Raw genomic sequence first — 18,815 nt, forward strand, 5'->3', positions numbered from 1 at the left:
TCATGAGCCATACCCTGCCAGCCCTGAACTATGCCTACGACGCACTGGAACCCCATATCGATGCCTTGACCATGGAGATCCACCATAGCCGTCATCACCAGACCTATATCAACAACCTCAACGCCGCACTGGAAGGGGCGCCAGAGCTGGCTGCACTGTCGGTAGAGGAGCTGCTGCGCCGCTTCGATACTCTGCCTGCCACCTTGCAGGGGGCGGTCCGCAACCATGGCGGCGGCCATGCCAATCACTCCCTGTTCTGGCTGGTGATGAGCCCGCAGGGGGGCGGTGAGCCGGGTGGTGAGCTGGCTCTGGCTATCGAGCGGGAATTGGGGGGATTCGATGCCTTCAAGCAGGCCTTCACTCAGGCGGCCCTGAGCCGCTTTGGTAGCGGCTGGGCCTGGGTGGTGGTGGACAAGGCGGGCAGATTGCAGGTGGAGAGCAGTGCCAATCAGGATAGTCCCCTGATGCATGGCCATACCCCGATCCTGGGGCTGGATGTGTGGGAGCACGCCTACTATCTCAAGTACCAGAACAAGCGTCCTGACTATATCGCAGCCTTCTATCAGGTGGTGGATTGGGCCGAAGTGGCCCGCCGCTATCAAGCGGCGAGAGGCTGACCTGGTCGCTGGGAATGGGTGTACAGGCTCACCGCCACAACCCGCGCTGTAATAACAAGACCCGCCAGTTGGCGGGTCGTCTGTTTATGGTGCGTCAGTGCTGACGCTGGCGGCTGAAGGGGCCACCGGCAACGTGGGCAAGGCCGCGCTGGGCATCTCGGCGGCGGTTTCTGCCGCGGATTTGGCGGGAGTGACCGGCTCAGTCGTTGCCGCAGCGGATAAAGCTAGCGTGACTTGTTCCGTCACCGCCGAGGCTGATGGAGTAGCTGACTCGGTGGCAACAGCGGCAGAGACTGCCGCTGGCTTTGCCTCATCCACCGCCGGTTTGGGCTGTTTGAGGCAGGGTTGCAGGCTGCCGATGGTACTCAGTGACTGGCAAGGCACAGGCAGACCGATGGGCACAGGAGCGCCGAGGAACTTGGGCCCCTTGTCCAGTACATAGAGGTCGAGCAGCCCCATCAGGCGGGCAAAGACTTCCCGCACCCGGGTGCGGATCCCCTGATAGGCGCTGGGATCCTCGGCATTGAAGCCGACCGCATCGATACCGAAATGGCGGGCGATGAAAATGGCCCGCTCGTTATGAAAGCCCTGAGAGACCACGGTAAAGCGCTCCTGGCCGAACACCTCTTTGGCGCGAACCACTGAGTCGAGGGTGCGGAATCCGGCGAAATCCATATAGATGGCGGAGGCGGGGATGCCCGCCTTGATCAGGGCGCGGCGCATCTGGCGTGGCTCGTTGTACTGCACGGTGGCGTTGTCACCGGAGACGATGATGAAGTCCACCTTGGCATTGTTGTAGAGCTCGGCCGCCGCCTTGATGCGGTATTTGAAGTAGTGGTTGGGACCGCCACCGGAGAGATATTTGGAGGTACCCAGCACCACCGCAACCCGGTTGTAGGGCACCTTGTCCACCTGATCGTAGGTGTAGTGACGGGCATCCGAGACGATCCACTCGCTGTAGCCCAGCAGCATGGCAATCAGGGCCAGCAGCAAAACGAGGCAGGCGAGGAGGATCTTGGCAAACTTCTTCATGCGCGGTGCGGTCAGGGTCTGAAGTTGGGAGTGGCTATCGGCATTCTATTACAACTCGGCCGCTGGCGTCAGGCTTGATAACGGGCGGGCACCTCATTCGGGCAGAGGTTGTCGCAGCAGAGGCCGGGAGAACGGGAGGATAAAGAGAGGGGCTGCGGTGGCAGCCCCTCTGTTAGGTGAAGGTCTATCAGTGGGCGGAGTCGTTACCCTTGCAGGCGTCGGACTCCTTGTTGGCTTGCCACCAGGGCAACAGATCCCTGCTCAGCCATGCCTGATAGGCGTCGCTGTCGTTGGCGATCAGCCGGTCCAGCTCCCCTTCGAAGTCGCTCATCGCCTGCTGCCGATCCGGATTGCGCAGCGCCTGTGCCAGCGCCAGCCAGCTGGCGCCGCGACCGGTATCGTTGAGGAAGCGGTGCACGGTATAGGACCAGGAGTAGACCATCTCGCCACCCTGGTCGTAGTCAAGGTGGAGGATCGCCGCCAGTGTCGGACGCTGGTTGGCGGGGCGGTTTGCCACGTTATCCAGACCCCGGGCAAAGCACTGGCCGTGGGCGATGTACTCTGCAATCCCCTCGGCCCACCAGGTAGTGCGGTTGAGCGGATAGTGGCCGAAGCTGCCGTACTGGTTGAAGCGGCCGTCGAGATAGTGAACATACTCGTGGCGCAGGTTCCACACCTGGAAGGCGGGGCGTTTCCACTCCGCCTCATAGGCGAAGAAGCGGGCCTGATTGCCGGGGCGAGCCGGATCCCCCTCGATATAGATGCCGCCATTGTCGGTGGAGACGCCAAACAGCGCGCTGCCGTAGCGGCCCCAGTCGGCGGAGGAGTTGAAGATCACCAGTTCCAGCGCTTCGTTGTGATCATCGGCCACCGGTTGCCAGCCAGTCTCCATCTGCTGGTGGAAGCGCTGCTCTTCATCACCCAGCTCGCGGCAGATCCCTTCGGCCTGAGCCTGGGTCAGATCCTGAGCGCGCAGACGCAGGGTTGGCGAGCAGGTGTGCTCGAACGGCAGAATATCTTCAATGCGGATCGGTGTGCAGAGCCCGGCGAACTCGCCACTGACACAGGCTTCGCTGGTGCGATCCGTGTAGGTGAGGTAGTAGCTGGAGAGGGTCAGGGAGACCTCTTCCAGCATGGCGGCCGGATGTTGGCCACCCGGGATCAGCCCCTGCTGGCGCATGATGGCGATGACATCGCGATCCAGTTGTTGGCGGTAGGCGATCGCCTTATCCGGGCTGGTGTGATGGAGGTAGCGCATCATCTGGTAGAGGCGGCTGTGGGCATCGAGGATGTTGTTGAAGATAAACAGATCCCGTGAGCCGTCGCGCTGTTTCCAGAGGGCCAGCTCGCTCAGGCCCAGTTGCAGCAGGCTCTGGCGCAATGCCGCCTCCTGCTGCAGCACAGCTGCGCTGAAGTCAGCCTGCTGACCGTAAGAGGCGCTCTGATCGACCAGATTGAGCAGCTCGAACAGGCCATCGGCCCAGGGTTTGTGGCCATTGATCTGTGCCGCATGTTGCACCGCATAGCCGAGCGCCTGGTTGAGCTGGGTCAGCATGGGGGCGGCACTCTGGCGGAAGGCGGCTTGGCCAAGTTGGCCCTGCGCTGCCACGCTCCAGGCTTCCAGCACTGTGCCAGCCTGATCCTGTGGTTCAGCTCCCAGCAGCAATGGGTGGTTGAGCAGATCAATCATCACCCCGGCCAGAGCCCGGGCGGCCTGATCACTCTCTTTGCCAACGCCGCCATGGTAGTTGTGGGCGCGCACATAGTAGAGCAGCTTGTCCATTGCCGGATGGGTCGGCTGGTTGGCCGCCAGCAGGGCACGCATGCCGCGTACCACCGCCATCAGCTTGGCATCATCGTGGCCGTAATCCGCCTGCCAGGCAGGACTGTTCTGGCCGCTCACGTCGGCTACCAGTTTGGCGGCATCGTTGTCGAGCAGATCCACATCGGGCTGCTCGGGCTCGGAGCAGAGACGACCGTTGGCACGGCGGCACCCCAGCTGCTCCTCCTTGCTGGCCAGCACGATGGGGCGATTGAGCACCCGGCTCTCCTGCCACTCTTTGCTCTCTGGCAGGGGTTGCCACTCGCCGCCAGCGACCGGGTATTGGTAGCCGCTATCTTGCAACGTTACCTGAACCTCGCTGCCTGCGGGGATCACCTGACGGCAGATGCGATAGCGGATGGTGTTGCTCCCCTCCTTGCGCTCCTGTGGCTCATCACACTCTTGCTGAGGCGTGAGCTGATCCAGCTGCCACTGATAGCGGCGCCAGACATGGATCTCGCTGACCTGAGCGGCAGCCTGACTGCCTGCCACCGGCTGCAGGCGGAAGAAGATTTGCTCCAACCGGCCATCCCGCTCACTCGGGGTCTCTTCAAGTACCTGCAACTGCTGCCAATCCTGCGGCTGATAGTGCCACTCCGACTCTGCGCAGCGGCCCTGCGGGTTGAGTTCGCAGCGATCCAGCTCCCTTTCGCTCTGACCCAGGATGATGGCTTGTGGCAGCGGCAGACGATCCTGCCGTTGGGCGGTCGGCGTGCCCGCCAGTTGCTCCCAGCGACCCTGCTTGAGGCCATAACCGAAGTCATAACTGCTGGCCGGGATCAGCTTGCCCGCCGGAATCCGATCTTCACAGCGCACGAAGCGGATCTGCCAGCCCGCATCTACCTTGAGCTGCGGCTCGCCACACTGCTGTTCGGCCAGTGCTGCGAGATCGCTGCTCTGCCAGTCGAAGCGACGGTAGACCCTAAGCTGCTGGTAAGGAGCATTGCTGCTGCGCGCCTTGAGCTCGTAGGTGATCTCGGTGATGCGCGCGGCCAGTTGCCGGCTCGATTCGCCAGTCAGCTGATATTGTCGCCAGTCATTGGGGGAGTAGTTGGCTTGCGCCGAGGATGTAGCCAAAAGCAGGGGGCCTGCCAGCAGCATCCACCCGGTACCTGAACGGTTCATTTTTATCCCTTTGTTCTTGTTTGTGTATTGTCTTGCGAGTAATCGCAAGGCAATTTAAACAGTTCCAAAGGGATATCAATTTCCAATTAAAAATCAGATAAATCAATAAGATGATGGCTTTTTGAGTCTGATCGGATTATCGTGGGCTGGCGCCGCAGTAAGGACTCACATGTTTCTTTTTCTGTTTTCAGAGCAGATCGGGAAATTGTGAGTCCGATCTCATTCAGCTTGTTGTGACAAGGTGGTCAGCTGTCGGGCAATCTTGCCCAACTGTTGGCGTGAGGGTTTGAGATTGCCACCGAGATCGGGCCAGGGGAGCCAGTGGTCGGGCACCATAAAGCCGGGCAGGGTGGCACGGATCCAGGCAGCCAGTTCGGAGTCGGGAACCGGCTCGCCGTGCCAGTCGATAAAGGCGGCGGGGCGTTGCCCCCACTCGTCGCTCGGCACCGGCACCACCAGCGCTTGGGCGACGGCGGGATGATCCACCAGTCGCTGCTCTATGGTTTCTGGCTGGATATTCTCACCGCCCGAGATAAAGAGGTTGTCCAGTCGTCCCTCTACAACCAGTTCCCCTGCCGCAGTGAAGCGCCCCTTGTCGCGGGTATGAAACCAGCCCTCGTCATCGAGCGGCAGTTCCAGCTCGCCTGCCCGGTAGTAACCGGCAAACAGGGTGGCGCCGCGCACGCAGATCTCCTGCTCCCTGATACACACTTCCCGTCCCGGTAGCGGTTTGCCAACTATGCCTGCATCGCCGGGGATAGCGGTGCAGACCTGGCTCCCCATCTCGGAGAGACCATAACTCACCTTGGGTTCGAGCCCCATGGCGCAGAGGCGACTCACCAGTGGCTGCGGGATGGCGGCGCCACCGAGCAGCAGCTCGCGCAGGCGGGTACGGGCGGGAGCAAAACCCTCTGCCAGCAGGCGCCAGAGCTGGGTTGGCACCAACGAGAGGTGCGTGATGGGCTGGCACTCCAGCCGCTCCTTGAGGGAGCGTTCACGTTGATCCAGCACCAACGTGGCACCCGCCAGAAAGACCCGAAACAGGATGGCGTAGCCGCCCACATGGAACAGCGGCAGGGAGAGCAGCCAGCCGCAGGCCTCATCGAGGGGAATAAGGGTGGCAGAGCCGCGTGCCGAGGCCAGGTGGTTGCAGAGCCGGTGCACCACCGCTTTCGGCGTGCCGCTGGAGCCGGAGGTGAGGATCATGTTGTTGAGTTGGGTCGATTCCAGCGGCCACGCTTCCTCTCTTGCTGGCAGTTCGCGCGTGAAGTCGAGCTGCAGGGGCTGCCAGTTGCCTGCCGAGATCTCCCCTGCCGACCAGAAGGCATCGGCATCGAGTTGTACCGCCAGCTCGCGCTGCTTTTCGAGAGGAAAGGCGGGGTTGAGCGGGCAGAACACCACGCCGCTGCGTACGCAGGCCCACGCCAGCAGCACATCTTCCAGCGCACCGCGCACCACCGCTACCAGATGATCGCCACGACGCACTCCGGCTTGTTCCAGCTGTTGGCACAGGCTGTTGAGGCGGGCATCGAGCTGGCGGTAACTGAGGGGCGAGGCAGCGTGGATGGCAATGCGGTTCGGGGCTGTGATTGCCCGGTGGCGCACCGGGCAAGGTGTCTGTTCGGGTGAACGGGAGGGGTCAATCACGGTAATACAGTTGCTCCAGTCGGCTCAGATCCGGTTTGCCATCTTCCCCCAGCAGATTGCCCGCCATCCAGCGGCGGGTATCCAGACCCGGCGCCTGTTCGGGAGCCCATTCGCCTGCCAGATGAAAGAGCTGGTTCAGGCCCAGATCCGATTCGAAACAGGAGGAGATGATCACCTTGAGTCGCAGTTCGCGGGCGCGGGCGATCAGCGCTTCGCAGTTGGCGAGTGAACCGAGCAGGGTAGGCTTGAGCACCAGCGCGCGCAGTTGCGGGATCGGCTCCCACGGCTTGCCTTGTGCCAGCAGTTCGTCCAGCGCCACCGGCATGCCGGTGCGGTTGGCGACAAAGGCGATGTCGGCAAAGTCGGCGCAAGGGTCTTCCAGATACTCGATGCGATTCGGGTCGAGGTGGCCGCAGAAGGTCCACGCCTCCTCGCGAGTCCAGCCCTGGTTGGCATCCAGCACCAGCTTGAGGGAGGGGAGGCGGTCGCACAGCAGGCGGATCAGCGCCAGCTCGTCACGCATCGGGTAGCGCGCCACCTTCAGCTTGGCCTTGCCAGGCGTGCGGTGCAGCCACTCTTTCCAGTTGCGCAGCAGCTCCTGGGGGGAGCCTTGAATGAGGGGATAGGGTTCCGGCAGCGGGTTGCGCTGCTCGGGCCATGTCCGGCGCGCGCAGTCGAGGCCAAATTGCACCGACGGCAGCACGGGGTTCGGGGTGTCGCCGGCGGCCAGTGCTGCCAGCGTGGCAAGGGCTTCTGCCTCTGCCTGTTGCAGGCTCTCTTTCGAGAAGCCGGGCAGGGGGGCAATTTCCCCCCAGCCGTCGTTGATGCGCACCAACAGCCCCTCTCGCGCCACCTCCACCTTGCCGTGAAAGGTCAGTGGCTGGGTAAAAGGCAGTTGATAGCGATACAGGGCGAGTGTCATCAGGGGTTCCGCTTGTATTTGGAGAAGTCGGGGCGACGCTTTTCGTTGAAGGCGTTGCGGCCTTCCTGACCCTCTTCGGTCATGTAGAAGAGCATGGTGGCATTGCCCGCCAGCTCCTGCAAGCCCGCCTGCCCATCACAGTCAGCGTTGAGGGCGGCTTTCAGGCAACGCAGCGCCATCGGGCTGTTTTGCAGCATTTCACGGCACCAGCGCACGGTTTCACGCTCCAGTTCGGCCAATGGTACGACGGTGTTGACCAGACCCATGTCGAGGGCTTGCTGGGCATCGTACATGCGGCAGAGGAACCAGATTTCGCGGGCTTTCTTCTGGCCGACGATACGAGCCATGTAAGAGGCGCCCCAACCGCCGTCGAAGGAGCCCACTTTCGGGCCGGTCTGGCCAAACTGGGCGTTGTCGGCGGCGATGGTCAGGTCACACATCATGTGCAGCACGTGGCCGCCACCGACTGCGTAACCGGCCACCATGGCAACCACAGGTTTCGGGCAGGTGCGGATGTCGCGCTGGAAGTCGAGCACGTTGAGGTGGTGAGTCCCCTCGTCATCGCGATAGCCACCGTAGTCGCCACGGATCTTCTGGTCGCCGCCGGCGCAGAAGGCTTTCTCGCCAAAACCGGTCAGGATGATGGTGCCGATCTGATCGTCATAACGGGCATCGGCCAGCGCCTGCAGCATCTCTTTGACGGTGCGGGGGCGGAAGGCGTTGCGCACCTGGGGACGGTTGATGGTGATCTTGGCAATGCCATCGTTGGACTTGTGATAGAGGATGTCCTCGTAACCGGCGGAGCAATCCTGCCACTCAACCGGAGCGTACAGTTCCGCTTCCGTCATTGCTTCAATCATGGTTTTTTCCTTCTGATCTGGGAGAGTGCAGTTGAGCACCGAGTTGAACTCTGAGTTGAGCAATCCTGGCATGTTGAACAGGTGCATACAGTTCAGCTTCCGTCATTGCTTCAATCATGACTCGTCTCTTCTTGTTGGTTGACCCACTCCGCGAGGAGTCGGGCAAAGTTATCAGGCTGATGGGCGTGCAGATTATGGCCGCCATCAAGCACCAAGTGGTTGATTCTGCGATCCTGGTTCGCCAGCTGGCAAGCCAGCTGATGGAATTTGTGATCCCGCTTGCCACTCACATAAGTAACCGGCACCTGGCTCGCCATGAGCCAGGTGGCGAGATCCGGCTGCTTGCCGAGCGAGGTGGCACGCAGCATGGTGGCGATGCCCTGACCGTCGTTGCCAAGGCGGCGGGCGATCTGGCTGGCCCGGGCCGCATCGTCAAGATCGGCAAACACCCCTTGCCGGTACCAGTCTGCCAGCACGTCAGCCAGGGGCTCACGCTCAAAGCGCTGCGCCCACTGTTCATCGTGCTGGATGCGGGCGGCCCGTTCATTGTCTGGTAGCCCCGGGTGGCAGTTCTCCAGCAGCAGCCCCCGCAGCCCGGCGGGCTCGCGGCTGGCGTGATCGAGGGCCAGTCGCCCACCCAGCGAGTAACCTGCCAGCAGATAGCGTTCAATGTTGCGGCTGGCCAGCTCGGTGACCAGCCACTGGTGGCTCTGCTCAAAGTCGCTGACGTTGAGATCGCTATGCTGACCGTGACCCGGCAGATCGAGGGCGATGCAGTGGATGGCGGGCAGCCGGTCGATCACCGGTTGCCAGTCGCCGCTATCCCCCAGCAGGCCGTGCAGTAGCACCAGCGGTACATTGGCATCTTTATTTGCCACGGATGGCGGCCCCCAGCGCCTTGAGATCATCGGCCACCTGCTCGCTCGGTACCCGGATCTCGATCAAGGTAACGCCATGTTGGAGGGCGGCGCTGTAATCCTGTTCGAACTCGGGCAGGGTGGTCGGCGCCCGATAGGCGAGACCAAACATGGCGGCAGCATGTTCAAAACTGAGGCCGTGGGGCAGCCGATAGTAGCTCTCCAGCAGCGCCCCTTCGGTGGGCACCGGCAACATACGGAATATGCTGCCGCCATCGTTGTTGAGCAGGATCACCACCAGCGGTCGGCTCGCCTTGCTGAGCAGGGCGAGGCTATTGAGATCGTGCAGGGCGCTGAGATCCCCAAGCAGCAGGGTAGTGGGCTCATCACTGTCCTGCTCGATTGATTGGGCAAACCCGTAGGCGGTGGCGATCAGGCCATCGATGCCGGAGGCGCCACGGTTGGTCATCACCCGGCTCGGCCACTTGCCCGTTTCGCCGAGCATATCCATCAGTCGGGCAGGCATGCTGTTGCCGACAAACAGTTGCCCTTCGATCAGGCGGTTGAGGCGATGGCAGACCCCAAGCTCGGAGAAGTGCTCGCAGGCGGCGGCGATCTGCTGGCTGGCGTTATGTTGCAGCTCGGCCAATGTGTGCCAAGGGGCTTGTGTGGTGACCGGATGGGCTGAAGCAAAGGCGCTGGCACTGCAGAGCAGCCGGTTGCGCAGCCGGTAGTCGGGATCGAGCCGCGCCGGTTGCGGATCCACCAGCCAGTAATCCTGCCATGAATGGTGCTTGATGAACTGGCCGAGCCGCTTGGAGACCAGTCGTGCGCCAAATTGCAGCAGCACCTCGGCGCGGCCCAGCTCGGCGACGAATTCAGAGTCGTTGAGCGCCATATCCATGTGGATGAGGTTGCGGCTGTCGAAGCGGATCTGGCTCTGCAGATCCGCCAGCAGCGGCCAGCCGAGTTGCTCCGCGAGCGCGGCGGCGGTCTGTGCCTGCTTCGGGTCGGTAATGCGACCAGCCACAACGATGCCGCGCTGTTGGCGAAAGGTTTCCCACTCCGCCTGAGGGGGGCAGGTCGGCTCGCTTTGCTGCCACGGGCTCCAGGGCTTGTGCGAGCTGAGCCAGTCACCGAGGGGGGCCAGATAGTCGGAGAAATCCTGATAGTGCTCGCCCGGATAGAGGGGCTCGGGGTACATGCAGTTGAAGTGCACCACCCCGGGTGTGAGCGCCTGTTTGGCCAGCGCCTGATCCACCGAACTCAGCACAAACGCCGCCGGAATGGTCGGGGTGGGGCTCGGCAGGTTCTGTTGATAGACGGGGTAGTGGCCGAAGATCCCCTGCTGGTCGATCGCCTGATTGGCGCCGTTGTCGATAAGCTCGTGAGGACGATCGGCGGAGAGAATAATCAGCGGCACGCCGGTGAGCTGGGCCTCTGCCACGGCGGGCCAGAGGTTGGCTACCGCGGTGCCCGAGGTCATGATCACCGCCACCGGCCGGTTGCTCCCCTTGGCCAGCCCGAGCGCCATAAAGCCGAGGCCGCGCTCGTCAAAGTGCAAGTGACGACGAAAGCCCTGATGGGCGGCGGCGGCCATGGTCAGCGGCGCGGAGCGGGAGCCGGGGGCCAGCGCGATGTCGCGCACCCCGAGGCGAAAGAGCTCCTCCAGCAAGAGGGAGGACCAGACGTGGTTGAAGGTGGCGTGCTGGCTCGAAAACGGTGTGCAGGCAAACTCTTCGCTGGCAGGCTCTTTACGGGTGGGCATAGGGGCTCTCGTAGCGTGAAAAGGGTGAATGACTATCCCAGCAGGGAGAGCACATTGGCGATCTTGTTGTCGAGTTCGGCCCACTCGGCGACAGGCTCGGAACCGGCGACAATGCCGGCACCGGCAAACAGGGTAACGCTGCCCGGTTGAATACGGGCGCTGCGAATGGCGACCGAGAACTCGGACGTCTCCCGACTCAGCATGCCGCAGGCTCCGGCGTACCAGCCCCGATCGTAGGGTTCGAACTCTCGGATAAAGGCGAGCGCTGCCTCGCGCGGAGCGCCGCCCACCGCCGGCGTCGGGTGGAGGGCGTCGAGCAGCTGCCAGTCGCAGACCCCGGGCTTGAGCTCGGCTTCGATATCGCACCTGAGGTGTTGCAGCAGCCGCAGTTTGAGAATGCGCGGCTCGGTCAGTGTGGCATCGTGGGTCAGTGGTGCCAGTCGGCTGAGGATGTCGGCGTGCACCAGCCGGTTCTCCAGCCGGTTCTTGCTGTCGGCCAGCAGCTCGGCGGCTAGTTGGGCATCCACCTCTTCATCACCGGAGCGGCGTATGGTGCCCGCCAGCGCCTCGGTAAAGAGGTGGCGATCTTCCCGGCGGTAGAGCCGCTCGGGGGAGCAGGCGATAAAGGCCTGCTCGGGGGAGAATTGAAAACCGAAGTGGAAGCAGTCCTGGGCATGGCGGGCCCACTGGTCGAGCATGGCCCAGGGATTGATATCCGCATCATGGTTCGGACTGGTCAGCTGGCTCTCCCGCGATAGCACCACCTTGGGGGTGTGGGCCTGAAAATCGGGGGCGGTGACGCGCTCCACCAGCGTCTGCCACTGGGCGGCACCGGGGCAATCCTGTCGCTGCCAGGGCTGCTTTTGCAGGGCGGGCAGCGGGGCTTCCGGGCGCAGGGCATCGAGAGCGGCGTTGGCCGCCTGCAGTTCGGCCTCGAGATTGTTTTCATCCAGCCAGAGGTTGAGGCAGAGACTGACGCACTCGCCACGGCGCACCAGCTCGATGCGGGGCAGCACGAAACGGCAGGGGCCAAACCCTTGCCAGCCGGATTGGTCCGGATCAAACGCCAGTCCGCCATAGTAGCGGGGGCTGTCGTCATGATGCTGGTTGGCAGTGTTAGTGCACACCTGCTTGATGGCGTGCGGCTCGGTCAGTTCATGGATGGCGCCCAGCGCGACATACTCGGGACGAGCCTCTCCACGGGCCTGCCAGTAGATGCGGGGATAGAGGGTTTGCGCCGCGAGCCAGCCCAGAAAGGAGCGGATTTCGATCGCCACTCGCAACCGTACGAAGCCGCTGACGTTGCTGTGACGCAGGGCGTCCAGTTGTTGCTTGATATGGGTCTGAGCCAACATGGATTCTTGTCTGAGCCGGGTAGTAACGAGCGATCCGGTAGCTGGATGCCGTAGGTTTATGCCAAAGGGCGATGATTTCCTATATATTATCTGCCCATTCGTCCATGTAAATCGCCCGCGGGAGCTTCACTCTCCGGGGCCAAGTATACCCAAATCCGGTTCGATAACCCTTAACACGATCAATATCCGATTGTTTGGCCATCACAAAATGACAAATACCTTCTCTGTTTGGTTGCTGGCGGCGCGTTTGCGAACACTGCCGCTCGCCTGCTCTTCCATCCTGCTGGGCTCGGGGCTGGCTGCCAGTCGTGGTGCCTTCGATGGCACCATCATGGCGCTCTCCCTGCTGACCGCCATCCTGCTGCAGATCCTCTCCAATCTGGCCAACGATTACGGCGATGCGGTCTCCGGCGCCGACAACGGTGAGCGGATCGGCCCGCAGCGGGCGGTGGTCTCCGGCCTTATCACCAAAAAGCAGATGTGCGTGGCGATGGGGCTGACTGCGCTGGCGGCGGTGGCCAGTGGCCTGCTGTTGCTGGGCTGCGCCTTCGGTGGCCAGTGGCTACAGATTTTGGCATTTGTGGTGCTGGGTGGCGCGGCCATCGTGGCGGCGGTGACCTACACGGTCGGCAAGACTCCTTACGGCTATCGCGGGTTTGGCGACATCTCGGTGTTCCTCTTCTTCGGCCTGCTCGGGGTGCTCGGCTCCTACTACCTCTTCACCAAGACGCTGGAGTGGGATCTGCTATTGCCTGCCACCGCCTGTGGCCTGCTGGCAACCGCCGTGCTCAATATCAACAATGTGCGCGATATCGAGACCGACGCCGCCAGCGGCAAGATCACTTTGGCGGTGCGCCTTGGCCGCAACCGTGCCATCGCCTATCACTGGGTACTGCTGGGGGCGGCGCTGCTGGCGACCATCGTCTTTATCCTGATCCAGCCCGCCAGTTTCTGGCCGTGGATCTTCTTGCCCGCCATGAAGCCTCTCAGCGATGCGGCCAAGACCCTTCGCGAAAGCTACGATGGCGAGGTGCTGACCGGTTCCCTCAAGAAGACCGCCATCAGCGCGTTTCTGTTCAGCCTGCTGCTCTCCATCGGGTTGGCGCTCTCCTGACCGCTGGTCGCAGCGCGCCAAGGCGAACAATGAAAAGGGCTCTCGAGATGGGAGCTCTTTTTGGTTTTGGCGGGTTTAGCTGGCGCGCGCCACCCTGAGGGGGCGGCGGGAGAAAATCAGGGTATCCAGCAGCCAGATGGCGACCATGGAGGCGCCCACCAGCGGGAAGGCGATCCCCAGCAGGATCAGAAGGGCGATGGCACCGCGCATCGGCGGGAGTTTGGCAGGCAGCGGCGGCGCGGCGAGACGCCCTTGCGGGCGGCGGCACCACCAGATCCACAGACCGCTCACTGCGCTGGCCAGCACCATCAGGCAGATAAGCAGCATGGCGAGCTGATGGGGCCAGCCGTAGAGCTTGCCCATGTGCAGCATGACGCCGCTCTCCACCGTCTTGGCGACCGTGCCGTAATCCTGCCAGCGCACATCGGCCAGCACCTTGCCGCTGTATTGATCGATATGCAGGGTGGCGTCGTTGCGCGGATCGTCGGCAAACAGGGCGATGGTGTAGACGCCGGTGGCACCGACCGGCGGGGTGATGCTGTAACCTGGTTGGACTCCCCGCTCATGGGCGATCTCGACCACCCGTTGCAGCGCAATACGCTGGCTTGCCATCACCACTCCCTCATGCTCGCCGTGGTTCATGGCACCGTGATCGTGCCCCTCATCGATCGGCTGCGAGCTGGGCATAGGGGTGTTCTCCACCGCCCAGGGGACGGTCTGCTCGTGGGCCTGATTCAGGGTGCGGGCCAGCGGTGCCGATTTGGGCACCTCGTTCCACATGGCGGCCGGGAAGCGGTTCCAGACCGCGGCAAACTGATCGCCCCAGAAACCGGTCCAGGTCATGCCGCTCAACAGCAATAGCAGCAGGAAACCGGCTCCCCAGAAGCCGACCACAGCGTGCAGATCCCGCCACCAGAGACGTCCGCGCTGGCTCACTCTGGGCCAGAGGATGCCGCCCACCCCGGGCCCCTTGCGTGGCCACCAGAGGTAGAGGCCGCTCAGCAGCAGTACCAGCCCCCAGCCTGCAGCCAGCTCGATCAGCCGATCCCCCGTGGTGCCGAGCAGCAGGTCGGCGTGCAGGGAGCGAGCCACCGCTTGCAGATTCCACTTGTTGTCCATGGTGCCGAGCAGGGCGCCGCTGGCGGGATCCATAAACAGGGTCAGTTCCTTTTCACCCCGATTGACGATGAACTGAGCGCTCAGATCGGGAGCGGCAGGCGGCAGGTACTTACGCAGGCTGGCATCGGGCATGGTCATCATCGTCTTGGTCAGCAGCTGGTCGGCACTCAGTGTCTGGCTGGCGGGGGTGACCTTCATCAGCTCTGGGTACATCAGGTTGTCGAGCTGGGGTTTGAACAGATAGACGATCCCGGTCAGTGACAGCAGGATCAGGAAAGGGGCGACAAAGAGACCGGCGTAGAAGTGCCAGCGCCAGATCCGTTGGTAATGACTCAAGTCCCTGTTTTTCATTGCACATCCTTGTTGGGGTGCCAAACCTTTCGGCTGGTGGAATGTTTGTGGCGGCGCGGATAATAGCAGTAACGTTTCGTTAACTGCAATCACACATCTTGAGCCCGATTCAGTGCGGGGGTCGGTAACATGAGGTGCCGACGGTTTGCTGGATAGGATGATCACGCTTTGGGGAAAGCCTGTTTGCTGCTGGACTTTTCTTTATAAATTATTACCTTGTGGTAACAATTTGCAGGCGATGGTGGTGGTAACGGAATGGGAGCAGTCATGCAGCCACATGGGCAATTTGACATGGAGCGCAGGGGCCAGATGCTGATCTGCCGCCCGAGTGGCCCCTTCAATCTGGCTGGTGCCATGGCCTATGAGGCGCGCTTTCGTCACGAACTGGCCGGATTGATGGATGGCCCCTGGGGGATTGTCGAGGTCGCGACCGAGTTTGAAGCGGCCGGGCCCGAGGTGCTGGCCCGTTTTCGTCGCCAGTTTGGCTGGTGTGCCGAGAGTGGCTGTCAGTTTCTGGCGGTGGTCTTCGTGGGGGGCTTCAAGCGCTATCTGGCGGATAACATTTTCAAGGGATTGCCCTTTCGGGCGGTACGTTACTTCGAGCAGGAGGCAGCGGCCATCCAGTGGCTGGGAGAGCAGCTCAACATCGCTCCCTGTGAACCTGCGAGCGCTTGACCACCCCGCTCCCCGCGTGGACGGGCTTCACTCCAGCTTGATAAACCACTTGTCCCGCTCGTCAACGCAGTCGGGTTCACCCATTTCGAATTCGCGGCAGATCAGCGGTCGCACCTCGTAGATATGGCACATCATGGTGTTGCGGTCGAGGGCAGCGCACCAGCCATCGTCCAGCCGGCGCATGACCGGTATCTCGCCATCCCGTTCCAGTACATAACGGTCCGGCACGCCGGTATCGGTAAAGAGCATCACTTCGAGGCGGCAGCAGCAGGCTTCGCAGTTCTGGCAGCTCACATCGGTTTGGATTGCTTGGGTCATGGTGCCTGTCTTGCCGCATGGCGGCATCGGAGATATGAAACAGGCGCCTGTCAGGCGCCTGTGGTCTGGCTAACGGCTTGCAAAGAACCTTAGCCCAGTTTGCGGGCGCGGTAGCTGCGACCCTTGATCTTGCCTTCCTGCAACCGCTTGAGGGCGGTGCTCGCCACGCTGCGCTTCACGGCGACGTAGGAGTACTGCTCGGAGATCTGGATCTTGCCCACATCGGCACCGGCAATGCCGCCTTCTCCGGTCAGGGCGCCCAGAATGTCACCGGCCCGTACCTTGGTCTTGCGGCCTGCATCGATGGAGAGGGTCACCATCTGCGGGGCGATTGGCTTGATGTCGCGGCCGATGCTGTCGAGATCACCCAGCGGCATCGGAGCCTGCTGGTACTCTTCGATAAAGTTGACGCGCTGGGCCTCGTTCGGCTGATAGAGACTCAGGGCCAGACCCTGCTGGCCGGCGCGACCGGTACGGCCGATGCGGTGCACGTGCACTTCCGGATCATAGGTCAGCTCGTAGTTGATGACGGCGCCCAGCTCCTTGATGTCGAGACCGCGGGCCGCCACGTCGGTGGCCACCAGAATGGTGGCGCTGCCGTTGGCAAAACGCACCAGCACCTGATCCCGCTCGCGCTGTTCCAGATCGCCGTTCAGCGCCAGCGCCGAGAAACCCTTGGCGGCCAGATGGTCGGCCACGTCGTTACAGGCGCGTTTGGTGTTGCAGAACACCACGCAGGAGGTTGGCTGATAGTGGCTCAGCAGCCAGGTGAGGGCGTCGAGGCGCTGGCCGGCAGGCACTTCGTAGAGCTTCTGTTCGATGGCGCTCCCCTCGTGCAGGGATTCCACGCTCACCTCGACCGGATTGCGCTGCACGCCGCGGCTCATCTGGGCGATCCCTTCCGGATAGGTGGCGGAGAAGAGCAGGGTCTGACGCTGCTGGGGGGCATAGCTGATGACCCGGTTGATATCTTCGCCAAAGCCCATGTCCAGCATGCGATCCGCTTCGTCCAGCACCAGCGTCTTGAGGCCGGATAGCTCCAGCGTGCCTTGCTCCAGATGCTTGAGAATGCGACCCGGGGTGCCGACGGCGATGTGGGCACCAAAGCTCAGGGTGGCGGACTGCGGTGCGGTCGGGGTACCGCCACACAGGGTCACCAGCTTGACGTTGGGCAGGGCGCGCGCCAGACGACGGATCTCCTGAGCCACCTGATCCGCCAGTTCGCGGGTCGGGCAGAGCACCAGCGCCTGCACTTCGAGGCGGTTGACGTTGAGCTTGGCCAGCAGGCCGAGGCCGAAGGCGGCGGTCTTGCCGCTGCCGGTTTTTGCCTTGGCGATCAGGTCTTTGCCATCGAGCACCAGGGGCAGGCTCTGGGCCTGGATCGGGGTCATCTGCAGGTAACCCAGGCTTGTGAGGTTCTCTTGCAGGGCGGGGGAGAGATTGAGGCTGCTAAATTCGCTGTTGTTCACAAAAGGACTCTATTTCGGAGAAAACGGGGATGCGCGAGCGCTAAGGCCGCGCATCATACCAGAATGTGGCACCGGATGTGGCGGATTTTTGAACGGCTGGCCACGAGGGGCCATGAAAGGTTCATTTGTTGCCAAACCAATCGCGGGCGAGCACTGACAATGTAATAAGGACTATTTTTCAAACACACATCTAATTATTTATCGCGGATAAACGTTTTCTGTTTTCAGTATTTTAATATAATGACTGGAAAATATTATGCGAGCAGTTACTGCGCCACAGGGAATGTTACGAAAATGCTGATGAAATATTTTCAAAGAACATAAAAACGGCTTCGCCATTACTCAACATGATGTTTTAAAAGGATTTATGTTATCTGTGTTGCGCGATTAATATCAGTTCATTGCACAATTAATTTAAAAACGTTTGTATTATCCTGCCTCCATAATATTGCGCGGGATTGTGATGGCTATCTGATTTTTAAATGTGCAAATGTCTATGATGGCGCCGGTCAAAAATTACAATTTACTCAGGTGCTACAGGTATGGAATACGTTCACTTTGTGCTCGGACTGGTGATGGTCCTCGCTCTCTCTCTGCTGGCTAACCGCCACAACTGGAAACAGATCAAGCTGCGTTATATCGGCCAACTGCTGGTGGTCGAACTGGCGCTGGCCTGGTTCATGCTGAACTCCGAAGTGGGTCTGGCGGTGGTGGGTGGCTTCGCGGCCGGCTTCACCAAGTTGATGGAGTTTGCCAAACAGGGTACCGACTTCGTGTTCGGTGGTCTGGTCAACGAAGGGGCCTTCTCCTTCTTCCTGATGGTGCTGATGCCCATCGTCTTCATCTCCGTGCTGATCGGTATTCTGCAGTACATCCGCCTGCTGCCGCTGGTGATCCGCGGTATCGGTACCGTGCTGGCCAAGATCAACGGCATGGGCAAGCTGGAATCTTTCAACGCCATCAGCTCGATGATTGTTGGTCAATCCGAGAACTTCATCGCCCTCAAGAACATCCTGCCGCACTTGAACGAGAAGCAGATGTACACCCTGGCTGCGACGGCCATGTCTACCGTCTCCATGTCCATCGTCGGTGCCTACATGCAGCTGATCGAGCCACGCTACGTGGTTGCTGCGCTGGTGCTCAACATGTTCAGTACCTTCGTGGTGCTCTCTCTGATCAACCCCTACGAGCCGGATAACTCCGTGACCGACATCAAGGCCATTGCCGAAGGTGACGAGCACCACACGCCGAAGAAAGAGAACTTCTTCGAGATGCTGGGCGAGTACATCATGGCCGGTTTCACCGTTGCCGTTATCGTGGGTGCCATGCTGGTGGGCTTCATCGCCCTGATCGCCCTCATCAACTACCTGTTCGAGATGGCATTTGGCGTGAACTTCCAGTTCGTCATGGGCTACCTCTTCTACCCGATCGCCTGGATCCTGGGTATCCCGAGTGGTGAAGCGCTGCAAGCGGGCTCCATCATGGCGACCAAGCTGGTAACCAACGAGTTCGTGGCGATGATGGATCTGGGCAAGGTGGCTGCCGAGCTCTCTCCGCGCACCGTCGGCATCCTCTCCATCTTCATGGTCTCTTTCGCCAACTTCAGCTCCATCGGTATCATCGCTGGTGCGGTAAAAGCGCTGAACGAAGAGAAGGGCAACATGGTTTCCCGCTTCGGTCTGAAGCTGGTCTACGGTTCTACCCTGGTCAGCCTGCTCTCTGCGGTTATCGCTGGCATCATGATCTGATCCTCTGGCGGCACCC

15 protein-coding genes are annotated in these 18,815 nt (G+C 61.6%); 4 read left to right on the plus strand and 11 right to left on the minus strand.

Annotation, left to right across the window (positions count from 1 at the left end):
- Positions 1-2 precede the first annotated feature (2 nt).
- A complete protein-coding gene (locus tag ACB040_RS07310; RefSeq protein WP_338772697.1) occupies positions 3-617 on the plus strand; it encodes a superoxide dismutase in 615 nt (204 codons plus the stop codon).
- An 84-nt stretch (positions 618-701) separates the two neighbouring features.
- Here the strand turns inward: ACB040_RS07310 and ACB040_RS07315 are convergent, their stop codons facing one another.
- The 8 genes from ACB040_RS07315 to ACB040_RS07350 all read right to left on the minus strand — a co-directional run bounded on the left by ACB040_RS07315 (position 702) and on the right by ACB040_RS07350 (position 12,005).
- On the minus strand, positions 702-1,649 hold the full coding sequence (locus ACB040_RS07315; protein WP_201992531.1) for a vancomycin high temperature exclusion protein: 948 nt from the start codon (positions 1,647-1,649) through the stop codon (positions 702-704).
- A gap of 187 nt (positions 1,650-1,836) precedes the next feature.
- The gene (locus tag ACB040_RS07320; protein WP_371153985.1) at positions 1,837-4,596 is read right to left on the minus strand and encodes a collagenase; all 2,760 of its coding nucleotides are present in this window, start codon (positions 4,594-4,596) and stop codon (positions 1,837-1,839) included.
- 219 nt (positions 4,597-4,815) lie between these two features.
- Positions 4,816-6,243: an o-succinylbenzoate--CoA ligase gene (menE, locus tag ACB040_RS07325; RefSeq protein ID WP_371153987.1), complete on the minus strand. Its 1,428-nt coding sequence runs from the start codon at positions 6,241-6,243 to the stop codon at positions 4,816-4,818.
- Positions 6,236-7,165: an o-succinylbenzoate synthase gene (menC, locus tag ACB040_RS07330; protein WP_005335937.1), complete on the minus strand. Its 930-nt coding sequence runs from the start codon at positions 7,163-7,165 to the stop codon at positions 6,236-6,238. Before menC ends, menE begins: the two co-directional genes overlap by 8 nt.
- Positions 7,165-8,025, minus strand: a complete 861-nt coding sequence (gene menB / locus ACB040_RS07335; RefSeq protein ID WP_005354934.1) for a 1,4-dihydroxy-2-naphthoyl-CoA synthase — start codon at positions 8,023-8,025, stop codon at positions 7,165-7,167. The genes menC and menB overlap by 1 nt, the downstream gene beginning before the upstream one ends.
- Positions 8,026-8,135: 110 nt before the next feature.
- Positions 8,136-8,933 carry a 2-succinyl-6-hydroxy-2,4-cyclohexadiene-1-carboxylate synthase gene (gene menH / locus ACB040_RS07340; RefSeq protein WP_371153990.1) on the minus strand — a complete coding sequence of 266 codons (798 nt, stop codon included), beginning with the start codon at positions 8,931-8,933 and terminating at the stop codon, positions 8,136-8,138.
- Positions 8,893-10,650 (minus strand): 2-succinyl-5-enolpyruvyl-6-hydroxy-3-cyclohexene-1-carboxylic-acid synthase, encoded by a 1,758-nt coding sequence (gene menD / locus ACB040_RS07345; RefSeq protein WP_371153992.1) that lies wholly within the window; start codon positions 10,648-10,650, stop codon positions 8,893-8,895. The genes menH and menD overlap by 41 nt, the downstream gene beginning before the upstream one ends.
- Positions 10,651-10,682: 32 nt before the next feature.
- A complete protein-coding gene (locus tag ACB040_RS07350) occupies positions 10,683-12,005 on the minus strand; it encodes an isochorismate synthase MenF (protein WP_371153994.1) in 1,323 nt (440 codons plus the stop codon).
- Between the two features lie 208 nt (positions 12,006-12,213).
- On the opposite strand from ACB040_RS07350, the gene ACB040_RS07355 reads away from it, so the two are divergent.
- A complete protein-coding gene (locus ACB040_RS07355; protein ID WP_181281657.1) occupies positions 12,214-13,119 on the plus strand; it encodes a 1,4-dihydroxy-2-naphthoate polyprenyltransferase in 906 nt (301 codons plus the stop codon).
- Positions 13,120-13,194: 75 nt separating this feature from the next.
- Here ACB040_RS07355 and ACB040_RS07360 read toward each other — a convergent pair whose 3' ends face one another.
- Positions 13,195-14,589 carry a PepSY-associated TM helix domain-containing protein gene (locus tag ACB040_RS07360; protein WP_371153997.1) on the minus strand — a complete coding sequence of 465 codons (1,395 nt, stop codon included), beginning with the start codon at positions 14,587-14,589 and terminating at the stop codon, positions 13,195-13,197.
- 267 nt (positions 14,590-14,856) lie between these two features.
- Here ACB040_RS07360 and ACB040_RS07365 point away from each other — a divergent pair, with 267 nt between their 5' ends.
- Positions 14,857-15,264 carry a hypothetical protein gene (locus ACB040_RS07365; RefSeq protein ID WP_069554668.1) on the plus strand — a complete coding sequence of 136 codons (408 nt, stop codon included), beginning with the start codon at positions 14,857-14,859 and terminating at the stop codon, positions 15,262-15,264.
- Between the two features lie 27 nt (positions 15,265-15,291).
- Here ACB040_RS07365 and ACB040_RS07370 read toward each other — a convergent pair whose 3' ends face one another.
- Together ACB040_RS07370 and dbpA are read right to left on the minus strand one after the other, a co-directional pair.
- Positions 15,292-15,582 carry a YkgJ family cysteine cluster protein gene (locus ACB040_RS07370; RefSeq protein WP_371153999.1) on the minus strand — a complete coding sequence of 97 codons (291 nt, stop codon included), beginning with the start codon at positions 15,580-15,582 and terminating at the stop codon, positions 15,292-15,294.
- An 89-nt stretch (positions 15,583-15,671) separates the two neighbouring features.
- Entirely contained in the window at positions 15,672-17,051 is a 1,380-nt protein-coding gene (dbpA, locus tag ACB040_RS07375) for an ATP-dependent RNA helicase DbpA (RefSeq protein ID WP_127006049.1), read from the minus strand.
- Positions 17,052-17,593: 542 nt separating this feature from the next.
- Here dbpA and ACB040_RS07380 point away from each other — a divergent pair.
- The gene (locus ACB040_RS07380) at positions 17,594-18,799 is read left to right on the plus strand and encodes a NupC/NupG family nucleoside CNT transporter (protein ID WP_005363118.1); all 1,206 of its coding nucleotides are present in this window, start codon (positions 17,594-17,596) and stop codon (positions 18,797-18,799) included.
- Positions 18,800-18,815: the final 16 nt, after the last annotated feature.

The organism is Aeromonas sp. S11(2024) (genome assembly GCF_041402345.1).
GTDB classification, from domain to species: Bacteria; Pseudomonadota; Gammaproteobacteria; order Enterobacterales; family Aeromonadaceae; genus Aeromonas; species Aeromonas veronii.

What these genes read in the sequence shown, in the direction of transcription:
- ACB040_RS07310 (WP_338772697.1), top strand. Translation starts at nt 3, where the DNA reads ATGAGCCATACCCTGCCAGCCCTGAACTATGCCTACGACGCACTGGAA.
- ACB040_RS07315 (WP_201992531.1), bottom strand. Translation starts at nt 1,649, where the DNA reads ATGAAGAAGTTTGCCAAGATCCTCCTCGCCTGCCTCGTTTTGCTGCTG.
- ACB040_RS07320 (WP_371153985.1), bottom strand. Translation starts at nt 4,596, where the DNA reads ATGAACCGTTCAGGTACCGGGTGGATGCTGCTGGCAGGCCCCCTGCTT.
- menC (WP_005335937.1), bottom strand. Translation starts at nt 7,165, where the DNA reads ATGACACTCGCCCTGTATCGCTATCAACTGCCTTTTACCCAGCCACTG.
- menB (WP_005354934.1), bottom strand. Translation starts at nt 8,025, where the DNA reads ATGATTGAAGCAATGACGGAAGCGGAACTGTACGCTCCGGTTGAGTGG.
- menH (WP_371153990.1), bottom strand. Translation starts at nt 8,933, where the DNA reads ATGATCTCAAGGCGCTGGGGGCCGCCATCCGTGGCAAATAAAGATGCC.
- menD (WP_371153992.1), bottom strand. Translation starts at nt 10,650, where the DNA reads ATGCCCACCCGTAAAGAGCCTGCCAGCGAAGAGTTTGCCTGCACACCG.
- ACB040_RS07350 (WP_371153994.1), bottom strand. Translation starts at nt 12,005, where the DNA reads ATGTTGGCTCAGACCCATATCAAGCAACAACTGGACGCCCTGCGTCAC.
- ACB040_RS07355 (WP_181281657.1), top strand. Translation starts at nt 12,214, where the DNA reads ATGACAAATACCTTCTCTGTTTGGTTGCTGGCGGCGCGTTTGCGAACA.
- ACB040_RS07360 (WP_371153997.1), bottom strand. Translation starts at nt 14,589, where the DNA reads ATGAAAAACAGGGACTTGAGTCATTACCAACGGATCTGGCGCTGGCAC.
- ACB040_RS07365 (WP_069554668.1), top strand. Translation starts at nt 14,857, where the DNA reads ATGCAGCCACATGGGCAATTTGACATGGAGCGCAGGGGCCAGATGCTG.
- ACB040_RS07370 (WP_371153999.1), bottom strand. Translation starts at nt 15,582, where the DNA reads ATGACCCAAGCAATCCAAACCGATGTGAGCTGCCAGAACTGCGAAGCC.
- ACB040_RS07380 (WP_005363118.1), top strand. Translation starts at nt 17,594, where the DNA reads ATGGAATACGTTCACTTTGTGCTCGGACTGGTGATGGTCCTCGCTCTC.